We start from the raw sequence: 20,223 nt of genomic DNA on the forward strand, positions 1-20,223 counted from the left end.
AAAACTAAACAAAATACTTATACGTAAAAAGTAGAATGTTAAATCGATGTACTTTCTACCCAACCTTCTTAAATTTCTTTTTCCATGCTGGAAATAACACCTGGTCAACTAAATCATTTATTATTATTACTCCACATAACTTTTTATTGTCATCTACTGCTGGAAGCGCCAACAAATTGTACTTAACTGAAATTTCTATAGCATCTTCAAGTTTATCAGAATCTTTAACCATAACTAGCTTTTTACTCATTACATCCTTAAGTTTCTTTTCTTGCGGCATAAATATTAAATCCTTTAACGATATAACTCCTTCAAGTACACCATTTGAGTCAGTAATATATATATAATACATTACTTCCTCCTCTGGTTTCATTTCTTTTATTATATCCATAGTTTCCTTAAGCGTTATGTTTATATTAAATGATATAAAGTCCTTATTCATTATACTTCCGACTGTCTCTTTCTCATATTCCATGAGACTTCTTACTTCATCTGCATCATCTTTTTCCATATTCAAAAGAATTTTTTCTGCAGTTTCTTCATCTACTTCATCTAAAATATCAGCTATTTCATCATTAGGCATACTATCAAGAACTTCAGTAGTTTTATCATTACTTAAATTTTCAATAAGGTCTGCTTGTATATCAGGTTCAATTTCCTCAAGTATATCTGCTGCAAAATTCTCATCAAGACTTTCAAATACTTTCTTTCTATAATTAGAATTCATATCCTCAAGTATATCTGCTAGATCTGCTGGATGAAGTGCCGATAGCTTTTTATATGGTACAGATAACTTTAAATTATCATTTATCATTTCAAGTGATTCTACGTTATCCCACATTATAAAACTATCCTTTGGTTTTCTATTAATTATTTCGTACATACCTTTAATTAAACCTTCTACGCCAATTCTTCTTCCTAGTGACATTATTCCTGTATCAACTGCTATAACTTTAAGTTCTCCGGCAATTTGAGCCATTCTAAGATCATTCACTCTTACAAGCTTTTTTCCGTTTATATCTACTATTTGTTTATCCAAAAGATTTTTTGATAACAAATAGGAATACTTTCTCATCATAGTATCTTTAACTGACTTAACTTTGATTAATATTCTTCCATTTTCCTCATCTCTATAAAAATCTATGGTTTTAAATTCATAGTTTATATATTCACCACTTTTTTTCATTTTATAACCTATTGCCTTAGGATAATTTTCCTCCGTTGACACATATATGTCCCAGAGCTTTCCAACGTATTCGCCATACTCATCGTATACCTTTTTATAAAGAATGCTGCTTAAAAAAAAGTCATTTAATTTCTGCATTTTAATCCTCCCTTTCCAAATTGTTTATTAAATAGCCTAAACTATTTAACCTAAGACATATTATTACCAATATATAATATGCTTAACAATGGAACTGGTATATTGTTAAAAAGAAAATGCAGATTTATTGTGAATACATCTAATATTATTAAATTATATAAACTATAAATTTAAATGCCACAAATATATGCCAAAATCATTTTTCATAAAAACCATCTGCCGTTTTCTTCTTTTTAATACCAGTTTCCTCCGGGTATCCGGTCCACCTTCCATTAAATACTCACCACCTATCATAAATAAAGAGCCTTCAAGGCTCAATTTAATTTATAGGATCACCAATTCAACTATTAACTTATACGTGTCTTACAATTTCTTGAACATTTAATTTTCAAACATGTAGTAAGTTAAGTTTCAGTGAGGTAATCCTTTAGTAAAATCAAACCCGCATAACCTTATAAATAGAATTTAAAATAGCTTTAACGAGTTTATAAGTTGACATAACTAAGTATAGATAATTATTTTATAACACATAACTTTTCAAGTTTCAGGGTGTTTTATCTTTAATTCTATTTAATATCATTAGATAAATGAAAAAAACTAACGTATAATAAATATAATTATCCTAAATAGTCCTTACCTTTTAATTATAGTATAAAACGTGAACTTTTCAACCACAATATTCAAACTTATATTTTTTTTTATGTTAATTCTATTTTAAATAACGTAAACCTCTTGTTTTACATAATGTATTTTTTTCCTTTTAGTATTAACTTATAATATAACAGGTTATTAATTTAGCTTTTTATCAATTTTCGTGCCTATTTATTGATAATATTGTTGCAAAAAATACTTTCGGATGTTATTATATTAATACAAATAAATTTTAAAGTTTACAAATAATAAATTACGAAGGGAAGATCATTAAAAATGAATACCGGAGATACTGCATTCATGTTTTTATCAACTGTTTTAGTTATGTTAATGACACCTGGCCTTGCACTATTTTACAGCGGAATGGTCAAAACCAAAAATGTTTTGAGTACAACAATGCATAGTTATTGTTGCATTGCTATCGTTTCTATTCAATGGATACTTGTGGGTTATTCATTAGCCTTTGGACCTGATGTCTCTCACACAATTGGAAACTTAAATTGGGCTTTTTTAAATAATGTAGGTTTTAAACCCCTTGCAGCATATGCACCTACAATCCCTCATAACTTATTTATGATGTATCAATTAATGTTCGCAATAATAACACCTGCTTTAATTACCGGAGCATTTGCAGAGAGAATAAAATTCCCTGCCTTCTTAGCCTTTATAGTATTATGGACAACTGTTGTTTATGATCCTGTTGCTCATTGGGTATGGGGAACTGGAGGATGGATAAAAAATTTAGGTGCACTCGACTTTGCTGGAGGAACTGTAGTGCATGTTTCTTCTGGAATTTCAGGTCTTGTAGCTGCCATTTATATAGGTGGAAGAAAAATAAAAAAAACATCACCAAACAATCTTCCAATGACTATACTAGGTGCTGGTTTACTATGGTTTGGTTGGTACGGATTTAATGCCGGAAGTGCTTTAGGTTTAAATAATGTTACTATGACAGCATTTATTACAACAAACACTTCTGCAGCTGCTGCAACAATTTCATGGATTACATGTGAATGGATTGTAACCAAAAAAGCTACTGTTTTAGGAGCTGTTACTGGTGCTGTAGTTGGACTTGTTTCTATAACTCCTGCTGCTGGTTTTGTAACTCCTGCTTCATCTATTGTAATAGGTGCTATTGGAAGTATAATATGCTACTTTGCAGTGTCATATTTAAAACCTAAGTTCAACTATGATGATGCTTTAGATGCTTTTGGATGTCACGGAATTGGTGGTACATGGGGGAGTATTGCTACTGGAATATTCGCTACAAAAGCAGTAAATTCTGCTGGTGCTAATGGGCTCCTCTATGGAAATCCTTCATTAGTTTTAACACAATTTATTGCCACTATAGCAACTTATGCATATTCTATAGTCATGACTATACTAATACTAAAGGTAGTAAGTCTTGTATTTAAACTTCGTGCAGATGATAATGAAGAAGATCTTGGTCTTGATATTTCAGTACACGGAGAAAAAGGTTATCATATAGCTTGAGATTTTATTTAAATAGTTTATAATAATAGGGAGACAATACTTTTATAATTTATTATTGTTTCCCTAGTTTAATATAAGGAGTTGAATGTGCCATGGAACACAAAATATCTAAAATTGACATTGTTACTAGACCAGAAAAATTTGATGAACTTAAAAATGAGCTCAATAAAATAGGTGTTACAGGGATGACTGTAACTAATGTACTTGGCTGTGGCCTTCAAAAGGGTGTTACTGAATATTATAGAGGTAACCCAATTGAAATCAATCTTAATCCTAAAATAAAAGTAGAAATTGTTGTATGTGCCGTTCCTGTTGAAAAGGTTGTTGAAGTAGCAAAAAGCGTGCTCAACACAGGAAAAATTGGTGACGGAAAAATATTTATATATGATGTAAGTAAGGTAATTAAAATCAGAACAGGCGAAGAAGATTATGATGCACTGCAAGATTATAAATAAAGATTATGTTTTAAAAGAATGTTGATAAATATTCATGTCATTAATGGACTCTTATAATTCCCAATTCTAAGAGTTCATTAATTTCAAAGTATACTATCAACATTTTTAAACATACTTAATAATACTAAAGGAAGCTATATTTTAAATAAATTCTGTATCCTTTGAAGGGAGATTATTTTTTATAATGACAAATACTCGCAGCAAATTTTTACCTATAAGTAAAGAAGATTTAAAAGAACAAGGAATCACACAATTGGATTTTATAATTGTTACAGGGGATGCCTATGTTGATCACCCTTCTTTTGGAACCGCAATAATCGGTAGAACTTTACAACATGAAGGTTTCACCGTTGGAATTATTCCTCAGCCAGACTGGAAAAAAGTTGATGACTTCAAAAGACTTGGTGAACCAAAATATGCATTTTTAGTAAACTCTGGCAATATAGATTCCATGGTAAATCATTATACTGCCGCAAAAAAAAGAAGACATGATGACTTATATTCACCTGGTGGGAAGGGTAATTCAAGACCTGATAGAGCTGTTATAGTTTATTGCAATAGAGTAAGAGAGGCATTCAAAAACATACCTATAGTAATAGGTGGTGTAGAAGCAAGCTTAAGGCGTTTTGCACATTATGACTATTGGGAGGATAAAGTAAGAAGAAGCGTTTTAATTGATTCTAAAGCAGATTTACTTTCATATGGTATGGGTGAAAAATCCATAGTTCAGATTGCAAACTTATTTAAATACGGTGAAGACGTACACAAAATGAATAATATAAAAGGAACTGTATATATTTCAAAAGATATATCAAATTTAAGTAATTATGTCGAACTCCCAAGCTTTGAAGAAGTAGCTTCTGATAAAAGAAAATATGCTGAAAGTTTTAAACTTGAAGCAAGAGAGCAGGATTCAATAAACGGCAAAACTTTGGTACAAAAATATGGAGATAGATATATAGTGCAAAATCCTCCTTCAATACCACTTACAGAGGAAGAAATGGATATAGTATATAATCTTCCTTATGTAAGAACTTACCATCCTATATACGAAAAAGATGGTGGAATTCCTGCTCTTAAGGAAGTTAAATTTTCAATAACTAGTCATAGAGGGTGTTTCGGTGCATGCTCGTTTTGCGCAATAACTTTCCATCAGGGAAGAACTATACAACATAGGTCTCAGAACTCAATAATAAATGAAGCTAAGGTGCTTACTGGTTTAAATGATTTTAAAGGATATATACATGATGTTGGCGGTCCTACTGCAAACTTTAGGCATACTTCTTGTGAACTTCAAAAGACGAGAGGCGTATGTAAAAACCGTCAGTGCCTTTTCCCAACACCATGTAAAAATTTAAAAGTGGATCATAGTGAATACTTAGATTTATTAAGAAAACTCAGAAAACTTCCAAAAATAAAAAAGGTTTTTATACGTTCCGGAATAAGATACGATTACCTTATATATGATAAAAACCCTGAATTTTTTGAGGAACTTTGTAAATTCCATGTTAGTGGTCAACTTAAGGTTGCTCCTGAGCATGTAAGCGATAAGGTATTAGCACAAATGGGCAAGCCAGGTAAGAATGTATACGATAGGTTTGTAAAAAAGTTCTTTGAGATTAACAAAGAAATAAACAAAAAACAATATCTTGTTCCTTATATGATATCAAGCCATCCTGGAAGTGACTTAAGTTCTGCTATACAATTAGCTGAATATATAAAAAAAATGGGATATATGCCTGAACAAGTCCAGGATTTTTATCCTACACCGGGTAGTTTATCTACTACAATGTATTATACTGGCATCAATCCTTTAACAGGGACTAAAGTATATGTCCCTAAAAAACAGCATGAAAAAAATATTCAAAGAGCTCTACTTCAATTTTCAAAACCGGAAAATTACAATTTAGTTAGGGAAGCTCTTGTAACAGCTCATAGAGAGGATTTAATAGGAAATGGTCCTAAGTGTCTAATTCCAGAAAGACCTCTTAAGTTAAAAAGAAATAAAAACAATAGAAACAAAAAACTAAAAAGGCCTAAAATTTAGGTCTTTTTAGTTTTTTATTTGGCTTCGTTTTAAATAGTGAAATTGCATAATCCAAACACAGAAGGCATATGAGTTCTCCGAGCAAATATTCAGGCATAGCCTTTGTTCCTACTAAAAGTATAATTTTTTCAACAAAAGAAGCTAAAAGCGATACCATTACTATGCTTATTCCTTTTTTATTTACATAACTTTTCCCAATGCAAAAGCCGCAAAACGTTATAAGTAAAATATTTATCATTGTGTATATAGCTAGTACATATTCACGATAATTCATAAAACTAATTACATACCCAAATCCATAATTTGAAGCAGGTATTATAGTAGGTGTCATTCTTAAAGCTACATAAAAATATAAGCTTATAAATAAAACTATAGCAGCAAATAAGTATGCTATGTTAAACTTTTTATTCCTCATAAATATAAATACCAAAAGCAAACTTAAAGATGGTATGCATACAAAATTAAGTAACACAAAATACTTTATAAACTGTATATAATATACTCTTTTTAGAATAAACAGTGCTGCCAATGAAAAATATCTCAGCAGAAGAGCACCTAAAATAAATATGCATATAATTTTTATTTTAGTAGGACACTTGAAGCTTCTTTTTAAAAGCAAAATTCCTAAATAAGTAACAAGCAATAACAAAAATAAATAAATATACTCTATCAATATTATTATCTCCCCAAAATGCTATCACTTATTATTACTACATATATTTATCAAATATTCTTTACTCCTAAAATCTTAACGCCACCTTTTATACATGAAATTTCAACAGGAAAGTCAGGTCCTCTCTCTCCGTCAATATCTGTAACAACATCATCACTGCACTCTATTCTTAAATTATCCGTTTTAAAATATGTAAGTCCATTTACATCCTCAAGGTGTTCTCCTCTTATCATTTTAATAAGGATATTAAATAAATCCTTTACCATTCCTGCTTCAACTATTATTACATCAAGCATACCATCATCAGCGCATGCTTTATAAGCAAATTTAAAATTTCCAGCTGTCTGTCCATTAAACACCAGCATCAATATCATATCGCCATCAAATACATTTTCCTTTGATGAAACCTTAATTCTTATTTTCCTAAAATTAGGAAGCTGCTCTATTCCTTTTACATAATAAGCTAGTTTTCCTATAGTATTTTTCATATTTATATCTGTTTGCTGAGAAACATTTGTAAAAAGACCTGAACTAGCGACATTTATAAAGTATTTATCATTAATTTTTCCTAAATCTATTTCTTTAGGTTGACTATCAAGTATCTGCTTGCATGCCCTTTCTATATTTAATGGCATTCCTATAAATTTTGCAAAATCATTTGCAGTACCTGTTGGTAATATCCCTATAGGCAAGTTTATATCTAATTTTTTCATGTAATTTACAATATTATCTACAGTACCATCTCCGCCTGCCATTAAGATATATTTATATGTATCATCTATATCCTCAAATGCCTTTTCAACTGTATTACCCAAAGAAATTCTATATGGTACTATTGTAAGTCCATGTTTTTGATGAATTTTTATTATCTTGTCTATCTTTCCTATAATTGTGTTTTCTCCTGAATAAGGATTATATATAAACTTAACTTTATCCATAAGTTTACTCCCCTCGAAACTAAAATTACATTTTGATATGTCATAACATATCTTATATATTATATCATTATTTGCATTAAATCCACAAGATTTAACATATACCTTGTGGATTTAACATAAAACTTAAGCTACATCTTAGGCGAACATGGCTCTGAAATCCCACAAAGTGCTTCTCCTGCGCAATGATCAAGCTTCTCCTCCACAGCAAAATCACCTAGTGAAACCATACCAACTAAATTTCCATTCTCAATAACAGGAAGTCTTCTTATTTGTCTTTCTTTCATAATCCTAGCTGCTTCTCTTACATCCATATCAGGCTCTGCAAATACTGGTGTAGATGTCATAGCATTTCTTACAGTTTGCTGTGTCGCATTTTCTCCATCTGCAACAGTTCTAAGTGCTATATCCCTGTCTGTAATAACACCTATAACTTTCTCCTGCTCACAAACTGGAATAGCACCAACATCATGCTCTTTCATAAGTTGGGCTGCTCTTTCAACTGTATCACTTGAATTTAAACTCGCTATATCCTTAGTCATTATATCCTTTATCTTCATAACAACACCTCCACAGATATTTTACCCATGAAAATGCTTTTTATTTATATATTACATACTCCTTTTTGACTTATAATTTTTATAAACAATTATTGCTATTGGAGCCACAATTATTATTATTATCAAAGGAGTAAACGATCTTAAGGAAAAACCTCTTTCAAAATTTTTTCCCATAAAAGAATAACAAAGCATTTCAGGTATAATTCCTATAATTGTGCCTAAAATAAAATCCCTATATTTCATTGATGTAAGTCCTGCAGCATAACTCAAAGGATCATAAGCAAATACAAATGAGAGTCTCATTAGAAGCATAATCATAAAGCCATGTTTCTCAATTCCATTATCAAGCTTCATAACCTTTCCTTTAAGAATCTTATCAACAAATGGTCTTCCTAATTTTTTGGCAAGAAAAAAAGCAACTGTAGCTGAAAAAAAGCAGCTTATCATACTTAGAAAAAACGCCTTCCACGGTCCAAAAATGCCACCTGCCATTATAGACAAAAGAGACGCTGGAACAACAAAAAGTATTGGCTTTAATGAATATATTATTACAAAAACAAGAGCAGCAAATTCACCATAGCTTAATATATACCTTTTAATATCCTTAGGTCTAATATGTAATATCCTAAGACCGTTTATTTTATGTGATACTCTAACTGAATAATGTCCTTTAAATCTAAACGTCAAAATAAGTAGAACAATTATTAAAATTGCAATGCACATATACATTAATATTTTTTTTGCTTTAGAACTCATTTGCTTCCTCCAAGCTTTATATCATGCTCATAAATTATTTTCCAACGAACTTATGATATCATATTTTGTTACATTATTGTATACTTTTTTTATTAAAAACTCATTACAAATTATATAGTAATGTGTTATAATAATATCTGCTATACATCTATGTTATTATATTTATAATAATGAACTATTTTAATGAAACAACTATTATTTAAATTTATTAGGAGTGATTATTTATGACTAAAAGTTCAGTTGCCAACATCTTTACCTTTAGTAATTTATCATGTGGTTTATTATCACTAACTATGACTTTGGCTGCTGCACCACAAAATAATTCGGAATATTATAAATTAGCTTGCGTTTTTATATTACTAGCTGGAATTATAGATAGATATGACGGTAGAGTTGCACGTGCTTTGAAAGTATCAAGTGAGCTTGGCAAGGAACTTGATTCATTAGCCGATCTTGTATCTTTTGGTGTTGCCCCATCAATTTTAGCTTACAATTTGCTCAGCACTAATTTAGATTTTAAATTTGTAAGTTATATTTTACTTTTGATATTTCCTATATCAGGTGCATACAGATTGGCTAGATATAATTTATCAACTTTCGATGGTAATTTTAGAGGTATTCCTATTACTGCTGCCGGGATGTTTATGGCTTTATACTTTTTAATTTTACTTTCGTTAAACGTGTCTTTTAATCCTATTTTAACAATTATACTTATGCTTTTACTTTCTTACTTAATGGTAAGTAAAATAAAAATTAAAAAGTTCTAATGATAAAATGTTTTGTTATTACGTATTTAAATTCCATATGGTAAATACCATATGGAATTTTTGTTTATGATATAATTAAAGAGGTGGAGGCTTTTGATTATCTCCTTTAGCCATTAACTCTTCTTCTATTTGAGATAGCACAAATTCTTTATTTAGTTTACACTCCATAACACTTGCTTTTATTTTACAGTAGTTAATATAATCAATTTCATAACATTCCATAGTTTTAAGCAATTCATCAATTATATCTCCTAATTTATTTACTCTTTGTATTGCCTTTTTAACATCATGTTTTGTTGCAGGTGTAATTTGATTTAATTCTGAAGCTCCTCCTATTAAAAGCCTGTATGAGCTAACACAATTAGTAAGTAAGCCAGATAAATTATTTAAATCACAATAGTAATCTTCTATTATCTTTCTTTTACACATTTTACACCTACCATACCTATTACTCTCTATAATTTACTATTTTCTAATTGTTTTCGAAGCTTCTCTCCAGTTTTTGTAACTGCGAGACCTCCCATAGCGGTTTCTCTAAGTTCACATGGAAGCTGTTTTCCAACCCTATACATTGCAGCAACACAATCATCAAATGGAATTATGCTCTTAACTCCTCCCATAACTATATCCGCCATTGTAAGTGCACTTACGGCTCCAGCTATGTTTCTTTTAGCACATGGAACTTCAACCAACCCTGCTATAGGATCACATACAAGCCCAAGCGTATTTTTTATAACCATAGCAGCTGCGTCAAGTGCCATTTCTGGAGTTCCTCCCATCATCTCAACCACAGCTGCTGCTCCCATAGCTGCTGCAGAACCACATTCAGCTTGGCATCCACCCTCAGCACCTGAAAGAGTAGCATTTTTAGCAATCAATATCCCAACACCAGAAGCAGTAAATAATGCTCTCACAGCTTCATCGTCATTTTTGTTAAGCTTCTCTCCGGCGGTTATTATTACAGCGGGAAGTATTCCGGAAGAACCTGCAGTTGGCGCGGCTACAATTTTGCCCATCGCAGCATTTACTTCAGAACATGCTACTGCCCTCGCCATTGCCTTTACAATAAACTTACCAGTCAATGTTTTTCCACTACTAGCATAATTATTCAACTTAAATCCATTTCCACCCATAAATCCGCTTAAAGATTTAACACTATTTTCTGTGCCATAATCAGCAGCTTGTTTCATTACCTCTAAGTTTTTACTCATCTTTTTTAATATATTTTCACGAGTGTCTTCCGTCTTTTTAATCTCTTCTCTAATAGTATATTCACTTATACTAATATTATGTTTTCTACACTCATTTAACATCTGTACTCCACTATCTGCAAACATATCATTCACACTCCATAATAGGTTTTATAAAAATTACATCTTTTACATTTTCCATTTGCTTAACTGAATTAATCAGCCAATCTGGAATTATATTATCCATTTCAAAAATCATTGATGCAGATGAACCTTTAATACTCCTATAAACCTTTAAAAATGCTATATTTATATTATTATCATATAACATAGTACTTATTTTTGATATCATTCCAGGAATATCCTTATGATATACTATTAGGGTAGGATAATCTCCCGAGAAATCCATACTCTGGTTGTTTATCTCTATTACTTTAATACTTCCACCGCCAATTGAAGAACCCGTTATCTCCATAATACTTTCATCTTTTTTATGAATTATAAACTTAACTGTATTAGGGTGTACATCTCCCAAATCTCCTGGTATAAAGCCAACTTTCAAACCAATCTTTTCTGCCACTTCAATTGAATTTCTAAGTCTTTCATCCCATGGATTCATACCCAAAATTCCAGCTACCAGGGCTTTATCTGTACCATGCCCTCTATAAGTTTTTGAAAATGATCCATGCAAAATAAATTCAACGCTTTTTATATTTTCTTTTCCACCGGCTATTATCCCGGCTATTTTTCCAAGTCTTGCTGCTCCTGCAGTATGAGAACTTGATGGTCCTATCATAACAGGTCCTAAAACATCAAATACGCTATATTCTTTCACATCACAACACCACCGCAAATTTAGTATTTATAAAAACAGCTTCCGCCTACAAATTCTCTTAATATAGAATTATCAGGTACAAATTTCATGTCTACATCCTTAAAAAAATTAAGGAAACTTCTAAGCTTTTTTGCCTCATAGTAGACACTACTAGAAGCTTTAATTTTCGACAATTCTGCAAGTGCATATTTTCTAAGCACGCATAGTTCATAAACTAAGGAAGAATTAAACATAACATCGGCTTCTTCTTGAAATACAAAAATATTTTTTTCTTCTCCCTTTTTTATTGATGGCCACATCTTTAAGGTTTCTTCTGCTCCGTATCCTCTAGATAAATAATCTCTTACAATTCTCCTTATTTTTCTAGTATCTGTTGTAGAAATTCTATTATGGCTATCAAGATTAAGTTGAGTTAATGCACTTATATATATTTTAAATTTATTTTTTCTTGGTACTAACGGAGTAAGCATTTCATTAAGTCCATGAATTCCTTCAATAATTATAACTCCATTTTCAGGAAGCCTTATGCTTTTTTCGTTCCATTCTCTTTGTCCTGTCTTAAAATTAAATATTGGAAGTACAGTTTCTTTACCTTTCATTAGGTCATTAAGGTTTTCATTAAAAAGCTTTATATCAAGAGCATATATGGATTCAAAATCATAGTTACCATTCTCATCCTTAGGGGTATGTGCCCTATCTACAAAGTAGTCATCAAGCGATATAGGTACTGGTATCATTCCGTTCACCCTAAGTTGAATTCCAAGTCTCCTAGCAAAGGTAGTTTTACCTGACGATGAAGGTCCTGCAATTAAAACAACTTTAATATCCTTTTTAGCATATATCATGTCAGCAATATAAGCAATCTTTTTTTCATGAAGTGCTTCCGAAACCCTTATCATATCAACACTTTCTCCATTTTTAACATTATTATTCAAAGATCCAACATCGCCCACTCCGATAATATCTCCCCATTTTTCAGTTTCATAAAAAATCTGAGATAACTTTTTTTGCTCAATAAATTTAGGCAATTTGTTTGTTTCTTTTTCACTTGGAATCATAAGTATAAATCCTGGCTTATAGTATTTTAAATCAAAATTTTTAAGTATTCCCGTTGAATATGCCATAGCTCCATAAAAATAGTCATATCTTCCCTCTAACTCATATAACTTTAACTTTTGAAAATGAACCTGATGAAGCAATTTAACTTTGTCTTCCATACCATAGCTTTCAAATATTTCTATAGCTTTTTTCTTGCTTACAGATATCTTTTTAATAGGAACATCTTTGTCTATAATCTCTTTCATTTTTATTTTTATTTTTTCTATATCCTCTTCATTTAATTTATCACCTTGTTTATGAATTTCTCCAAATATTCCATTTCCTAAAGAATGCTCTATGGTTATTCTGCTATCAGGATACACATCAAGCACTGCTTTTATAAGTACAAACTGCAAAGTCCTTTCATATACCTTTATTCCAGTTGAATTTCTTATATCTACTACATCGAATGTTCCTGAATGATAAATTTTATAAGTTAGTTCATGAATATACCCATCTAATATTCCTAAAACTACTGGTGCATCTGCATCCAAATTGTTCTCCTTTACAACATTAAAAAATTCACTACCTTTTTTTACTGAAATGCTTTCGCCATTTTTCAGTTTTAAAGTCACTTTATCCACAATAACATCTCCAAACTTAATTAAATCTTTAATATTATACTTTAAAATAACAAAAATGTACCTTACTTCACTAATAATTTTTTGCTTTTTTTGAAAGAATAAAACCATTAAATAATTTTATTTATATTATAAATCATTAAACAGAAAAAGGATTGATATTATGATTATCGTTATGATAAGAACAATAATACTATATTTTTTAGTAGTTTTAACTATGAGAACTATGGGTAAAAGACAAATAGGTCAACTCCAACCTTTTGAACTTGTAATTGCTATAATGATCTCTGAACTTGCTTCATTACCTATGCAAGATACTAGAATTCCACTTATTCATGGAATAATACCTATAATTACACTTCTTATTCTTGAAATAATTTTATCTGTTTTGCAACTTAAAAGTGAAAAAGCAAGATCTATTTTATGTGGTAAACCTACAATATTAATAAATAACGGTAAAGTAGACTATTATGCTTTAAAAAATCAAAGAATTAATATTAATGACCTCCTTGAAGAATTAAGGTTGAAAAACTTTTTTAATATTAATGATATTGAATTTGCGATTTTAGAAACAAGTGGTCAATTGTCCATTATTCCCAAAACTCCACTCAATCCATCAACAAAGAAAGATTTAAATATACAAACTTCTCAAGAGATTTTGCCTGTAACCTTAATCTTAGACGGCAAAGTAAATTATAAAAGTTTAAGTTTAATAAATAAAAACTATACTTGGTTAATAAATGAGTTAAAAAAACAAGGTATAATTTCTCCTAAAGATGCATTTATAGCAATATTAGATTCAAACCAAAAATTTTACTGCCAAAAATACATAAAAATTAAGGAGGAATAAATATGAAAAATGTGATATTTTCAGCCGCTCTTTTTGCATGTATATTAGGTTTTAGTATTTATTCAATAGCTCATATAAACAAAGTATGTAATTCCATGCTTTCAATGAATTCCAAAATAGAAAACTCAATAAAAGATAGCTCATGGGAAGAAGCTGAAAAAAATATAAATGCTTTCTCCAAAGAATGGGATAACCATTCAAATTTACTTTCGGTATATGTACATCATGCAGAAACAGACGATATAAGCATGGAAGTAGAAAAATTATCTCAATCAATAAAATATAAAGAAACTAAGGATTCAATGGAATCCGCTCATACTATTGAATTTCTTATAAATCATATTAGGGATCTTGAAAAAATAAACTTACAAAATATTTTTTAGAGTAATTATTATTTATAGATAATTGTTATTTGTTGTGTTATAATAATTTATGTATAGGAGGTTACTATGGATAATAATATTAATGAAAATATAATGGATAAATTAACTAAAGTATGTATATGCAAGGCTATTCCAAGATCAAAGATAAAAGAAGCTATAAGGAATGGAGCTAAAACCGTTGATGATGTTAACAAAGCAACTGGCTCAGGTTCGGGTGGCTGCTGTGGAAGAAGATGTGGACCAAAAATTCAAGAACTTATAGATAAGCAAGCTGAAAGTTTAAAAATATAAATTTCAGGATTTTACAAGTAATATTTTATATTCATTAGTGAAAAAGTGAAGGGTTTTAACTTACCTTGCTCGTTAAAATCCTTCACCCTTAGCTTTTTGCCTCTTTTAGGCAAAAAATTAGTTATTGCTTTCTAATTTTTTAATTACGATTAAATTAATTTTTAGTTCATGAATCACATGGGCTTTCGCCCAAACCCCCATAGCTTAATATGTATTATATTTAGGTTTTTGCTCTATTTTTTAGACCGCTAATTTTTAGTTCATGAATCACATGGGCTTTCGCCCAAACCCCCATATGTTTACTTCTCTATATAATTTCTTACTTGTTTTATTACCATGTTTATGGTACCATCGCCATTTCTGGTTATTTCAAAGCGGGAGGAATCATTGTAGGCCTCTTCATTGATATATATGTCTATATCTTTGTCTATTTTTAATCTTACTCTGGTAAGTTTGCTTTCAACCCATTGCTTGTCTACTTCTATTTTTTCCTCTACACCCTGTTCTTTTACAAACTGTGAAAAATCCTGCGATACTTCTTCGTTCCCATTGAATATTTCATGTGAAAGCTCATTTACATTTATAACTTCATCTTCTTTAAGTTTTCTCTTAATTGAACTTCTTACCTTTTCTGCTTCATCCGCATTGTCCTTAAGATTACTCTGTGTCCATTTTTCAGCTGCTTTCACAAAGGTTTTTGTAAGATCTCTCTCATTATTTATTATGGTACATCCAAGATAATTTCCTATAAAATAATTTGAACCATAATCTTCATCTTCTTTTTTAGGCTGCTTGTCTATAACCATAAGATCAAATCTATTATCTTCCTGTACAGGTTTTATAAAAGCACATTTTTGTATCCTTTGTCCACTAGATGGAAGTCCGACAAACTGAGGGATTATATTTATGCCAACCTTATCCTCAACAACATCTATACTGTGTATATAATTTTTTACATAATCCATTTTAAGAATAGCAAGCATTGGTCCATATTCTGTAGATATTGATACCACAAGTAAATCACAAGATGGTACATTACCCTTCGATTTCATGATTACAAAGAGCTGAGATGCAAGCTCCTTTGAAACAGGTATAAGTCCACTTTTACCACTTAAATATTCCTGACTCAATTCTTTTGTTAAATTTCTTTCTGAATTAAAAACTGCATATTTAAGTTCTTCATCCTTGAGGCATTTTCTAACATGTTTTAATATGTATTCATATGTTTCATCATTTAAAGTCAATCCTATTTCATCAAAAACAACCTCATCGGAATTATTATCCAAAACATGGATAACTGCTTCATTTATACTTACATCATTTATATATTGCAAAATATCACCACTTTAATTATATTATATTATCTAAAAAAATCCTTTTTAACTGCCCTTGGATTTTTCTGAAAACACAAATTTAAAAATTCTTTATTTGGTACGAACTCAATTTGAGCTCTACTAACTCCACCAGTTAGAATTGCTGTATAAATCTTTTCATTAGTTTCCTTAGGATAACATTTTAAAACTCTGTCAGGTTTATTTGAAACACTTTTTATTTCATCACTATCTTTAGGTGCTAAAAGTTCTACATTTTTAATATCAAAGCCAATAATTTTCTTTCTCTTTATTTTATCACCTATGCTAACTATATCTATTTCTCCATTAGTAAAATCATATTCATAGTCTATATATATTTTTCTTTTTAGCATAATCATAGAAAAATATATTATAGCACATAAAACACTTAATATAAGCCCCATAACACCTAAAATCACTCCTGAAAATAAATACAATATTGCAAAAACTATACTTACTCTCATTATAATTTTAACTACTTTATAACTTGTACTTTCATGTGCACCAACAAATTGTTCATAAAAACTATCCTGCATATCTCTACCTCCAAAATTTATAAAATTATAAAACGTATACAAACTAAACTTACTTTATTGTTATTATAACATATGAACGCTTCATCTTAAAACTTTTAAATTTATAATAAAAAGACAATATTTTTGTAAATTATGATATAATACTTAATATAAATGCGACTCAAGAGGTGACTATTTTGAATGAAATTGAAACAAGAATTTTAAATATAAATGTAGATGATTTAAGAAAAAAATTATTAAATTTGAAATTACCTATAGTAAAAAAAGAAAATCAGATAAATGACATTTATGATTTTAATGATAAAAGACTTTTAGCTAACAAAGGTTATGCAAGAATAAGAACAATTCAAAATATGCTTGATAATACTATCCATTACTATATGACTGTAAAGAAGCTATTAAGCCAAGAAAAGTACAAAATTATGGAAGAAAATGAAACTGAGATATTAAGTGGAGATGAAGGCAAGAAAATTTTTGTTGCCCTTGGGCTTTCAAATATAAGTTCAATAAAAAAATACAGAGAAAGTTATAAATATAAACATTCTTTAATAGAAATTGATATTAATGATAAATCCTTTTGCCCATTTCCTTACATTGAAATAGAAACTTCAAAAGAAGATGAACTTAAGGAGATTGTACATTTTTTAGGTTATACCTTAGCTGATACAACTTCAAAAACAATATACGAAATATTAAACGAAAAGGGAATTAAAGGTATATAAAATGTTTGGATATGTAACGCCATGTAAACCTGAACTAAAAATAAAGGATTATGAAAAGTTCAAGGCATACTATTGTGGACTTTGTCTTTCCATAAAGAAAAATTATGGAAATTTGCCAAGACTTGTTTTAAATTATGATATGACATTTCTTGCAGTACTTTTAGACTCAATATCAGACAAAAAATGCGAAGTACATTTAGGAAGATGTATAACTCATCCTATGCGTAAGAAACACTTTATAATTTCGAATGCTGCAGTAGATTATGCCGCCTTTTGTAATATATCCCTGGCATATTATAAACTTTTAGATGACGTTGAGGATGAGAAAAATAAAACTAGTAAGATTAAATCAATTTTACTAAAATCCTATTTCAACAAATTTCCCAAAAATCTTAAAGATAATACTGATTACATAAAAAACAACTTATTAGAACTTAGTAAATTAGAAAAAAGTGATTTAAAATTAAGTATAGATGAGTTGTCCCACCCTTTTGCTGATCTAACAGGATTTATTATATCCAGATATAGTGATGACAAAAATTTACGTAATGTTCTTTATAATCTTGGTTATAATCTTGGAAAATGGATTTATATAATCGATGCTTATGATGATTTAGAAAAAGATATGAAAAAAAATAAATTTAATGCTTTAAATATTTCGATGAATGATGATCATTTGCCATATAAGGAATTCTCAAGTAATATAAAATCGAAGGTTAGCTTTATATTAGGTCTGTGTGGTAAAAGTTGTCTTGATTATCTAAATAAACTTCCTATGAAAACAAATGTAGCTATCCTACATAACATACTTCAATATGGTCTTCTAAGTAAAATGGAAAATTTAAATTTATAAAAATTAGCAATATTTTATTGTCAAAAAGGAGTGTAGTGTTAATGCAAAATCCATATGAAATTCTAGGTGTAAAAGAAGGTGCCTCCCAAGAAGAAATAAAAAAGGCTTATAGAGAACTTGCAAAGAAATATCATCCTGATCAATATGGAAACAATCCTCTAAAAGATCTTGCAGAACAAAAAATGCGTGAAATTAACGAAGCATATGATTATCTTACGAAAAATGCTAGTAGCAATACATATTCTGGATATACGGACAGTTCCAGTTCAAGCTATGGTAATAATAGCTATGCAGATTATAATTCAATACGTGCCGATATAAATAATGGGAATGTAGCCTCTGCTGAAAGTAAACTAAATAATATAAAAACAAGAGACGCTGAATGGTTTTACCTCATGGGAAATGTATGCCTAAGAAAAGGATGGTATGATAATGCCTATAAGTACATACAAAATGCCTATAATTTGAATCCTTCAAACCCAGAATACAGGTCCGCATATGAAAATTTAAGTAGGCAGAATACTTCCTATAGAAATCCATATGGCAATAGAGGATTTAATGATAGAGATGACTCTCTTTGCAATTTATGCATAAGTCTATGGTGTGCAGAAAATATATGCGACTGCCTTGGTGGCGGTATGGGTGGATGCTAATATCATATACATTTTATAGTACATAAAATCTAAAAAAAAATATATATAAAGGTTATACAAGTAATATTTTTTAGTTCACAATTCACCTTAGCTGTGAATTGTGAACTACGCATTGTGCATTATTAAAAATACATGAAATAAAATAAAATTTTTTTATAATATAAAAGGAGCGCTATAAAGTATGGATAAAACTAAAAAATTGACAAGAAGCAGCTTTTATACTGCACTCTCGGTTTTAATAATATACTTGTCCACAATAATGCCTGTAGGAAGATTATATCTTTTAGCTGTTGCCTGCTGTATTATACCAATATCAATTTTAACTACAGATATAAAACATTCGCTTTTAGTCTATGTTGCCTCCTCCATGCTCAGTATATTATTATTAGGAGTGAAAATTAACGTATTTTCGTATATAATCTTCTTTGGAATTTATGGATTTGTAAAGCTATATATAGAAAAATTAAGAAAACTATATATAGAGGTTTTTTTAAAACTAGTGTTTTACAATGCAGCAGTTCTAATTATATTCATGATATATAACGCTTTATTCATTAATACTAGTAATATAAAGCTTCCTATTTACCTAATTGTACTTATCTCAGAGCCAATATTCTTGCTGTGTGATTATGTAATCACTTTATTTATAGGCTACATGAATAGACACTTTATTAAGACTTTGCTTTAGTACGTTTACCTATGTTTAAAAAAATTTTTATAATACATGGTAATGCATTTAAATAGGTATTAAATTATAAATGAGTAATCCTTAGAGCCCATTTATGACATAAGTTTTATCAACATTCTTTTAAATCAGACTTTTTATTAAAAATTTCAGATAAAATATTGACAAATTTTTAATAAATGCTATAATAATATTTGTCGCTGCGGTGCAGTAAAGGAAATTAATGCCCTATAGCCAAATTGGTAAGGCACCTGACTCTGGATCAGGCATTGTGTAGGTTCGAGTCCTGCTAGGGCAGCCAAAAACTTCAAGTTATTCTTGAAGTTTTTTATGTATATCTTTAAATTTATGAATCTTGACAATAGTTTATTGTTAAACTATAATTAGTAATTACAAAATAAAAATATCTTAAAGCTTTGAACAAGATTAGTAGCATTTTTTTCATTTTAAGAGAACTGTTGTGTGGTGAAAAACAGTATTGAACAATGTGAACTCGCTTGGGAGCTTATCTGAAGAAAATCAGATACGGATT

The 20,223-nt window shown here is 29.7% G+C and carries 22 protein-coding genes, 1 tRNA gene and 1 other annotated feature (1 of these 24 running past the window's edge); of the genes, 12 read left to right on the forward strand and 11 right to left on the reverse strand.

Annotated elements, in window-relative coordinates; all coding sequences use genetic code 11:
• Nucleotides 1-55: 55 nt before the first annotated feature.
• Nucleotides 56-1,324, reverse strand: coding sequence for a magnesium transporter (locus LQK79_RS07740; RefSeq protein WP_231016134.1), 1,269 nt, complete (start codon nt 1,322-1,324; stop codon nt 56-58).
• Between the two features lie 927 nt (nt 1,325-2,251).
• On the opposite strand from LQK79_RS07740, the gene LQK79_RS07745 reads away from it, so the two are divergent.
• The 3 genes from LQK79_RS07745 to LQK79_RS07755 all read left to right on the forward strand — a co-directional run bounded on the left by LQK79_RS07745 (nt 2,252) and on the right by LQK79_RS07755 (nt 5,971).
• Nucleotides 2,252-3,469: an ammonium transporter gene (locus tag LQK79_RS07745; protein WP_053242150.1), complete on the forward strand. Its 1,218-nt coding sequence runs from the start codon at nt 2,252-2,254 to the stop codon at nt 3,467-3,469.
• Nucleotides 3,470-3,561: 92 nt separating this feature from the next.
• On the forward strand, nt 3,562-3,924 hold the full coding sequence (locus LQK79_RS07750; protein WP_053242151.1) for a P-II family nitrogen regulator: 363 nt from the start codon (nt 3,562-3,564) through the stop codon (nt 3,922-3,924).
• A gap of 184 nt (nt 3,925-4,108) precedes the next feature.
• Nucleotides 4,109-5,971, forward strand: coding sequence for a YgiQ family radical SAM protein (locus LQK79_RS07755; protein ID WP_231016135.1), 1,863 nt, complete (start codon nt 4,109-4,111; stop codon nt 5,969-5,971).
• Here the strand turns inward: LQK79_RS07755 and LQK79_RS07760 are convergent.
• The 4 genes from LQK79_RS07760 to LQK79_RS07775 form a co-directional block, all read right to left on the reverse strand.
• A complete protein-coding gene (locus LQK79_RS07760) occupies nt 5,961-6,644 on the reverse strand; it encodes a hypothetical protein (protein WP_231016136.1) in 684 nt (227 codons plus the stop codon). The genes LQK79_RS07755 and LQK79_RS07760 overlap by 11 nt on opposite strands.
• Nucleotides 6,645-6,694: 50 nt before the next feature.
• Nucleotides 6,695-7,582, reverse strand: coding sequence for a YegS/Rv2252/BmrU family lipid kinase (locus LQK79_RS07765; protein WP_053242153.1), 888 nt, complete (start codon nt 7,580-7,582; stop codon nt 6,695-6,697).
• Nucleotides 7,583-7,710: 128 nt separating this feature from the next.
• Nucleotides 7,711-8,139, reverse strand: a complete 429-nt coding sequence (locus tag LQK79_RS07770) for a CBS domain-containing protein (RefSeq protein ID WP_053242154.1) — start codon at nt 8,137-8,139, stop codon at nt 7,711-7,713.
• Nucleotides 8,140-8,190: 51 nt separating this feature from the next.
• A complete protein-coding gene (locus LQK79_RS07775; protein WP_231016137.1) occupies nt 8,191-8,895 on the reverse strand; it encodes a TVP38/TMEM64 family protein in 705 nt (234 codons plus the stop codon).
• Nucleotides 8,896-9,119: 224 nt separating this feature from the next.
• On the opposite strand from LQK79_RS07775, the gene pssA reads away from it, so the two are divergent.
• Nucleotides 9,120-9,662, forward strand: coding sequence for a CDP-diacylglycerol--serine O-phosphatidyltransferase (pssA, locus tag LQK79_RS07780; protein ID WP_053242155.1), 543 nt, complete (start codon nt 9,120-9,122; stop codon nt 9,660-9,662).
• 75 nt (nt 9,663-9,737) lie between these two features.
• Here pssA and LQK79_RS07785 read toward each other — a convergent pair whose 3' ends face one another.
• From LQK79_RS07785 to LQK79_RS07800, 4 genes are read right to left on the reverse strand one after another with little or no spacing between them, the layout of a single operon-like run.
• Complete coding sequence (locus LQK79_RS07785; protein ID WP_053242156.1) at nt 9,738-10,091, reverse strand: hypothetical protein; 354 nt, start codon at nt 10,089-10,091, stop codon at nt 9,738-9,740.
• 26 nt (nt 10,092-10,117) lie between these two features.
• A complete protein-coding gene (gene sdaAA / locus LQK79_RS07790; protein WP_053242157.1) occupies nt 10,118-10,999 on the reverse strand; it encodes an L-serine ammonia-lyase, iron-sulfur-dependent, subunit alpha in 882 nt (293 codons plus the stop codon).
• A gap of 1 nt (nt 11,000) precedes the next feature.
• A complete protein-coding gene (gene sdaAB / locus LQK79_RS07795) occupies nt 11,001-11,687 on the reverse strand; it encodes an L-serine ammonia-lyase, iron-sulfur-dependent subunit beta (protein WP_053242158.1) in 687 nt (228 codons plus the stop codon).
• Nucleotides 11,688-11,707: 20 nt separating this feature from the next.
• The gene (locus LQK79_RS07800) at nt 11,708-13,369 is read right to left on the reverse strand and encodes a nucleoside kinase (protein WP_053243312.1); all 1,662 of its coding nucleotides are present in this window, start codon (nt 13,367-13,369) and stop codon (nt 11,708-11,710) included.
• A gap of 160 nt (nt 13,370-13,529) precedes the next feature.
• Here LQK79_RS07800 and LQK79_RS07805 point away from each other — a divergent pair, with 160 nt between their 5' ends.
• The 3 genes from LQK79_RS07805 to LQK79_RS07815 all read left to right on the forward strand — a co-directional run bounded on the left by LQK79_RS07805 (nt 13,530) and on the right by LQK79_RS07815 (nt 14,890).
• On the forward strand, nt 13,530-14,216 hold the full coding sequence (locus tag LQK79_RS07805; RefSeq protein ID WP_231016138.1) for a DUF421 domain-containing protein: 687 nt from the start codon (nt 13,530-13,532) through the stop codon (nt 14,214-14,216).
• 2 nt (nt 14,217-14,218) lie between these two features.
• Entirely contained in the window at nt 14,219-14,599 is a 381-nt protein-coding gene (locus LQK79_RS07810; protein ID WP_231016139.1) for a DUF4363 family protein, read from the forward strand.
• Between the two features lie 66 nt (nt 14,600-14,665).
• Nucleotides 14,666-14,890, forward strand: a complete 225-nt coding sequence (locus tag LQK79_RS07815; protein WP_053242160.1) for a (2Fe-2S)-binding protein — start codon at nt 14,666-14,668, stop codon at nt 14,888-14,890.
• Nucleotides 14,891-15,189: 299 nt separating this feature from the next.
• On the opposite strand, the gene LQK79_RS07820 is transcribed toward LQK79_RS07815, so the two are convergent.
• Together LQK79_RS07820 and LQK79_RS07825 are read right to left on the reverse strand one after the other, a co-directional pair.
• The gene (locus tag LQK79_RS07820; RefSeq protein ID WP_231016140.1) at nt 15,190-16,224 is read right to left on the reverse strand and encodes a nucleoid-associated protein; all 1,035 of its coding nucleotides are present in this window, start codon (nt 16,222-16,224) and stop codon (nt 15,190-15,192) included.
• Between the two features lie 26 nt (nt 16,225-16,250).
• On the reverse strand, nt 16,251-16,778 hold the full coding sequence (locus tag LQK79_RS07825; RefSeq protein ID WP_231016141.1) for a hypothetical protein: 528 nt from the start codon (nt 16,776-16,778) through the stop codon (nt 16,251-16,253).
• Between the two features lie 176 nt (nt 16,779-16,954).
• On the opposite strand from LQK79_RS07825, the gene LQK79_RS07830 reads away from it, so the two are divergent.
• The 5 genes from LQK79_RS07830 (at nt 16,955) to LQK79_RS07850 (ending at nt 19,992) form a co-directional block, all read left to right on the forward strand.
• Nucleotides 16,955-17,500 carry a class IV adenylate cyclase gene (locus tag LQK79_RS07830; protein WP_231016142.1) on the forward strand — a complete coding sequence of 182 codons (546 nt, stop codon included), beginning with the start codon at nt 16,955-16,957 and terminating at the stop codon, nt 17,498-17,500.
• 1 nt (nt 17,501) lies between these two features.
• Nucleotides 17,502-18,353: a DUF5685 family protein gene (locus LQK79_RS07835; protein WP_231016143.1), complete on the forward strand. Its 852-nt coding sequence runs from the start codon at nt 17,502-17,504 to the stop codon at nt 18,351-18,353.
• Between the two features lie 41 nt (nt 18,354-18,394).
• Nucleotides 18,395-19,006: a J domain-containing protein gene (locus LQK79_RS07840; RefSeq protein WP_053242163.1), complete on the forward strand. Its 612-nt coding sequence runs from the start codon at nt 18,395-18,397 to the stop codon at nt 19,004-19,006.
• A 181-nt stretch (nt 19,007-19,187) separates the two neighbouring features.
• A complete protein-coding gene (locus LQK79_RS07845; protein ID WP_053242164.1) occupies nt 19,188-19,694 on the forward strand; it encodes a hypothetical protein in 507 nt (168 codons plus the stop codon).
• A gap of 221 nt (nt 19,695-19,915) precedes the next feature.
• Nucleotides 19,916-19,992: transfer RNA gene (locus LQK79_RS07850), tRNA-Gln, on the forward strand.
• 106 nt (nt 19,993-20,098) lie between these two features.
• Nucleotides 20,099-20,223 (forward strand) — a binding site (T-box leader) (it continues 74 nt past the right edge of the window).

Origin of the sequence: Clostridium guangxiense (genome assembly GCF_021043395.1) — a bacterium.
Taxonomy (GTDB): domain Bacteria; phylum Bacillota; class Clostridia; order Clostridiales; family Clostridiaceae; genus Clostridium_S; species Clostridium_S guangxiense.

Bases quoted from the DNA above. Each gene is read 5' to 3' on its own strand.
- LQK79_RS07740 (WP_231016134.1), bottom strand. From the start codon at position 1,324: ATGCAGAAATTAAATGACTTTTTTTTAAGCAGCATTCTTTATAAAAAG.
- LQK79_RS07745 (WP_053242150.1), top strand. From the start codon at position 2,252: ATGAATACCGGAGATACTGCATTCATGTTTTTATCAACTGTTTTAGTT.
- LQK79_RS07750 (WP_053242151.1), top strand. From the start codon at position 3,562: ATGGAACACAAAATATCTAAAATTGACATTGTTACTAGACCAGAAAAA.
- LQK79_RS07755 (WP_231016135.1), top strand. From the start codon at position 4,109: ATGACAAATACTCGCAGCAAATTTTTACCTATAAGTAAAGAAGATTTA.
- LQK79_RS07765 (WP_053242153.1), bottom strand. From the start codon at position 7,582: ATGGATAAAGTTAAGTTTATATATAATCCTTATTCAGGAGAAAACACA.
- LQK79_RS07770 (WP_053242154.1), bottom strand. From the start codon at position 8,139: ATGAAGATAAAGGATATAATGACTAAGGATATAGCGAGTTTAAATTCA.
- LQK79_RS07775 (WP_231016137.1), bottom strand. From the start codon at position 8,895: ATGAGTTCTAAAGCAAAAAAAATATTAATGTATATGTGCATTGCAATT.
- pssA (WP_053242155.1), top strand. From the start codon at position 9,120: ATGACTAAAAGTTCAGTTGCCAACATCTTTACCTTTAGTAATTTATCA.
- LQK79_RS07785 (WP_053242156.1), bottom strand. From the start codon at position 10,091: ATGTGTAAAAGAAAGATAATAGAAGATTACTATTGTGATTTAAATAAT.
- sdaAA (WP_053242157.1), bottom strand. From the start codon at position 10,999: ATGTTTGCAGATAGTGGAGTACAGATGTTAAATGAGTGTAGAAAACAT.
- LQK79_RS07805 (WP_231016138.1), top strand. From the start codon at position 13,530: ATGATTATCGTTATGATAAGAACAATAATACTATATTTTTTAGTAGTT.
- LQK79_RS07810 (WP_231016139.1), top strand. From the start codon at position 14,219: ATGAAAAATGTGATATTTTCAGCCGCTCTTTTTGCATGTATATTAGGT.
- LQK79_RS07815 (WP_053242160.1), top strand. From the start codon at position 14,666: ATGGATAATAATATTAATGAAAATATAATGGATAAATTAACTAAAGTA.
- LQK79_RS07825 (WP_231016141.1), bottom strand. From the start codon at position 16,778: ATGCAGGATAGTTTTTATGAACAATTTGTTGGTGCACATGAAAGTACA.
- LQK79_RS07835 (WP_231016143.1), top strand. From the start codon at position 17,502: ATGTTTGGATATGTAACGCCATGTAAACCTGAACTAAAAATAAAGGAT.
- LQK79_RS07840 (WP_053242163.1), top strand. From the start codon at position 18,395: ATGCAAAATCCATATGAAATTCTAGGTGTAAAAGAAGGTGCCTCCCAA.
- LQK79_RS07845 (WP_053242164.1), top strand. From the start codon at position 19,188: ATGGATAAAACTAAAAAATTGACAAGAAGCAGCTTTTATACTGCACTC.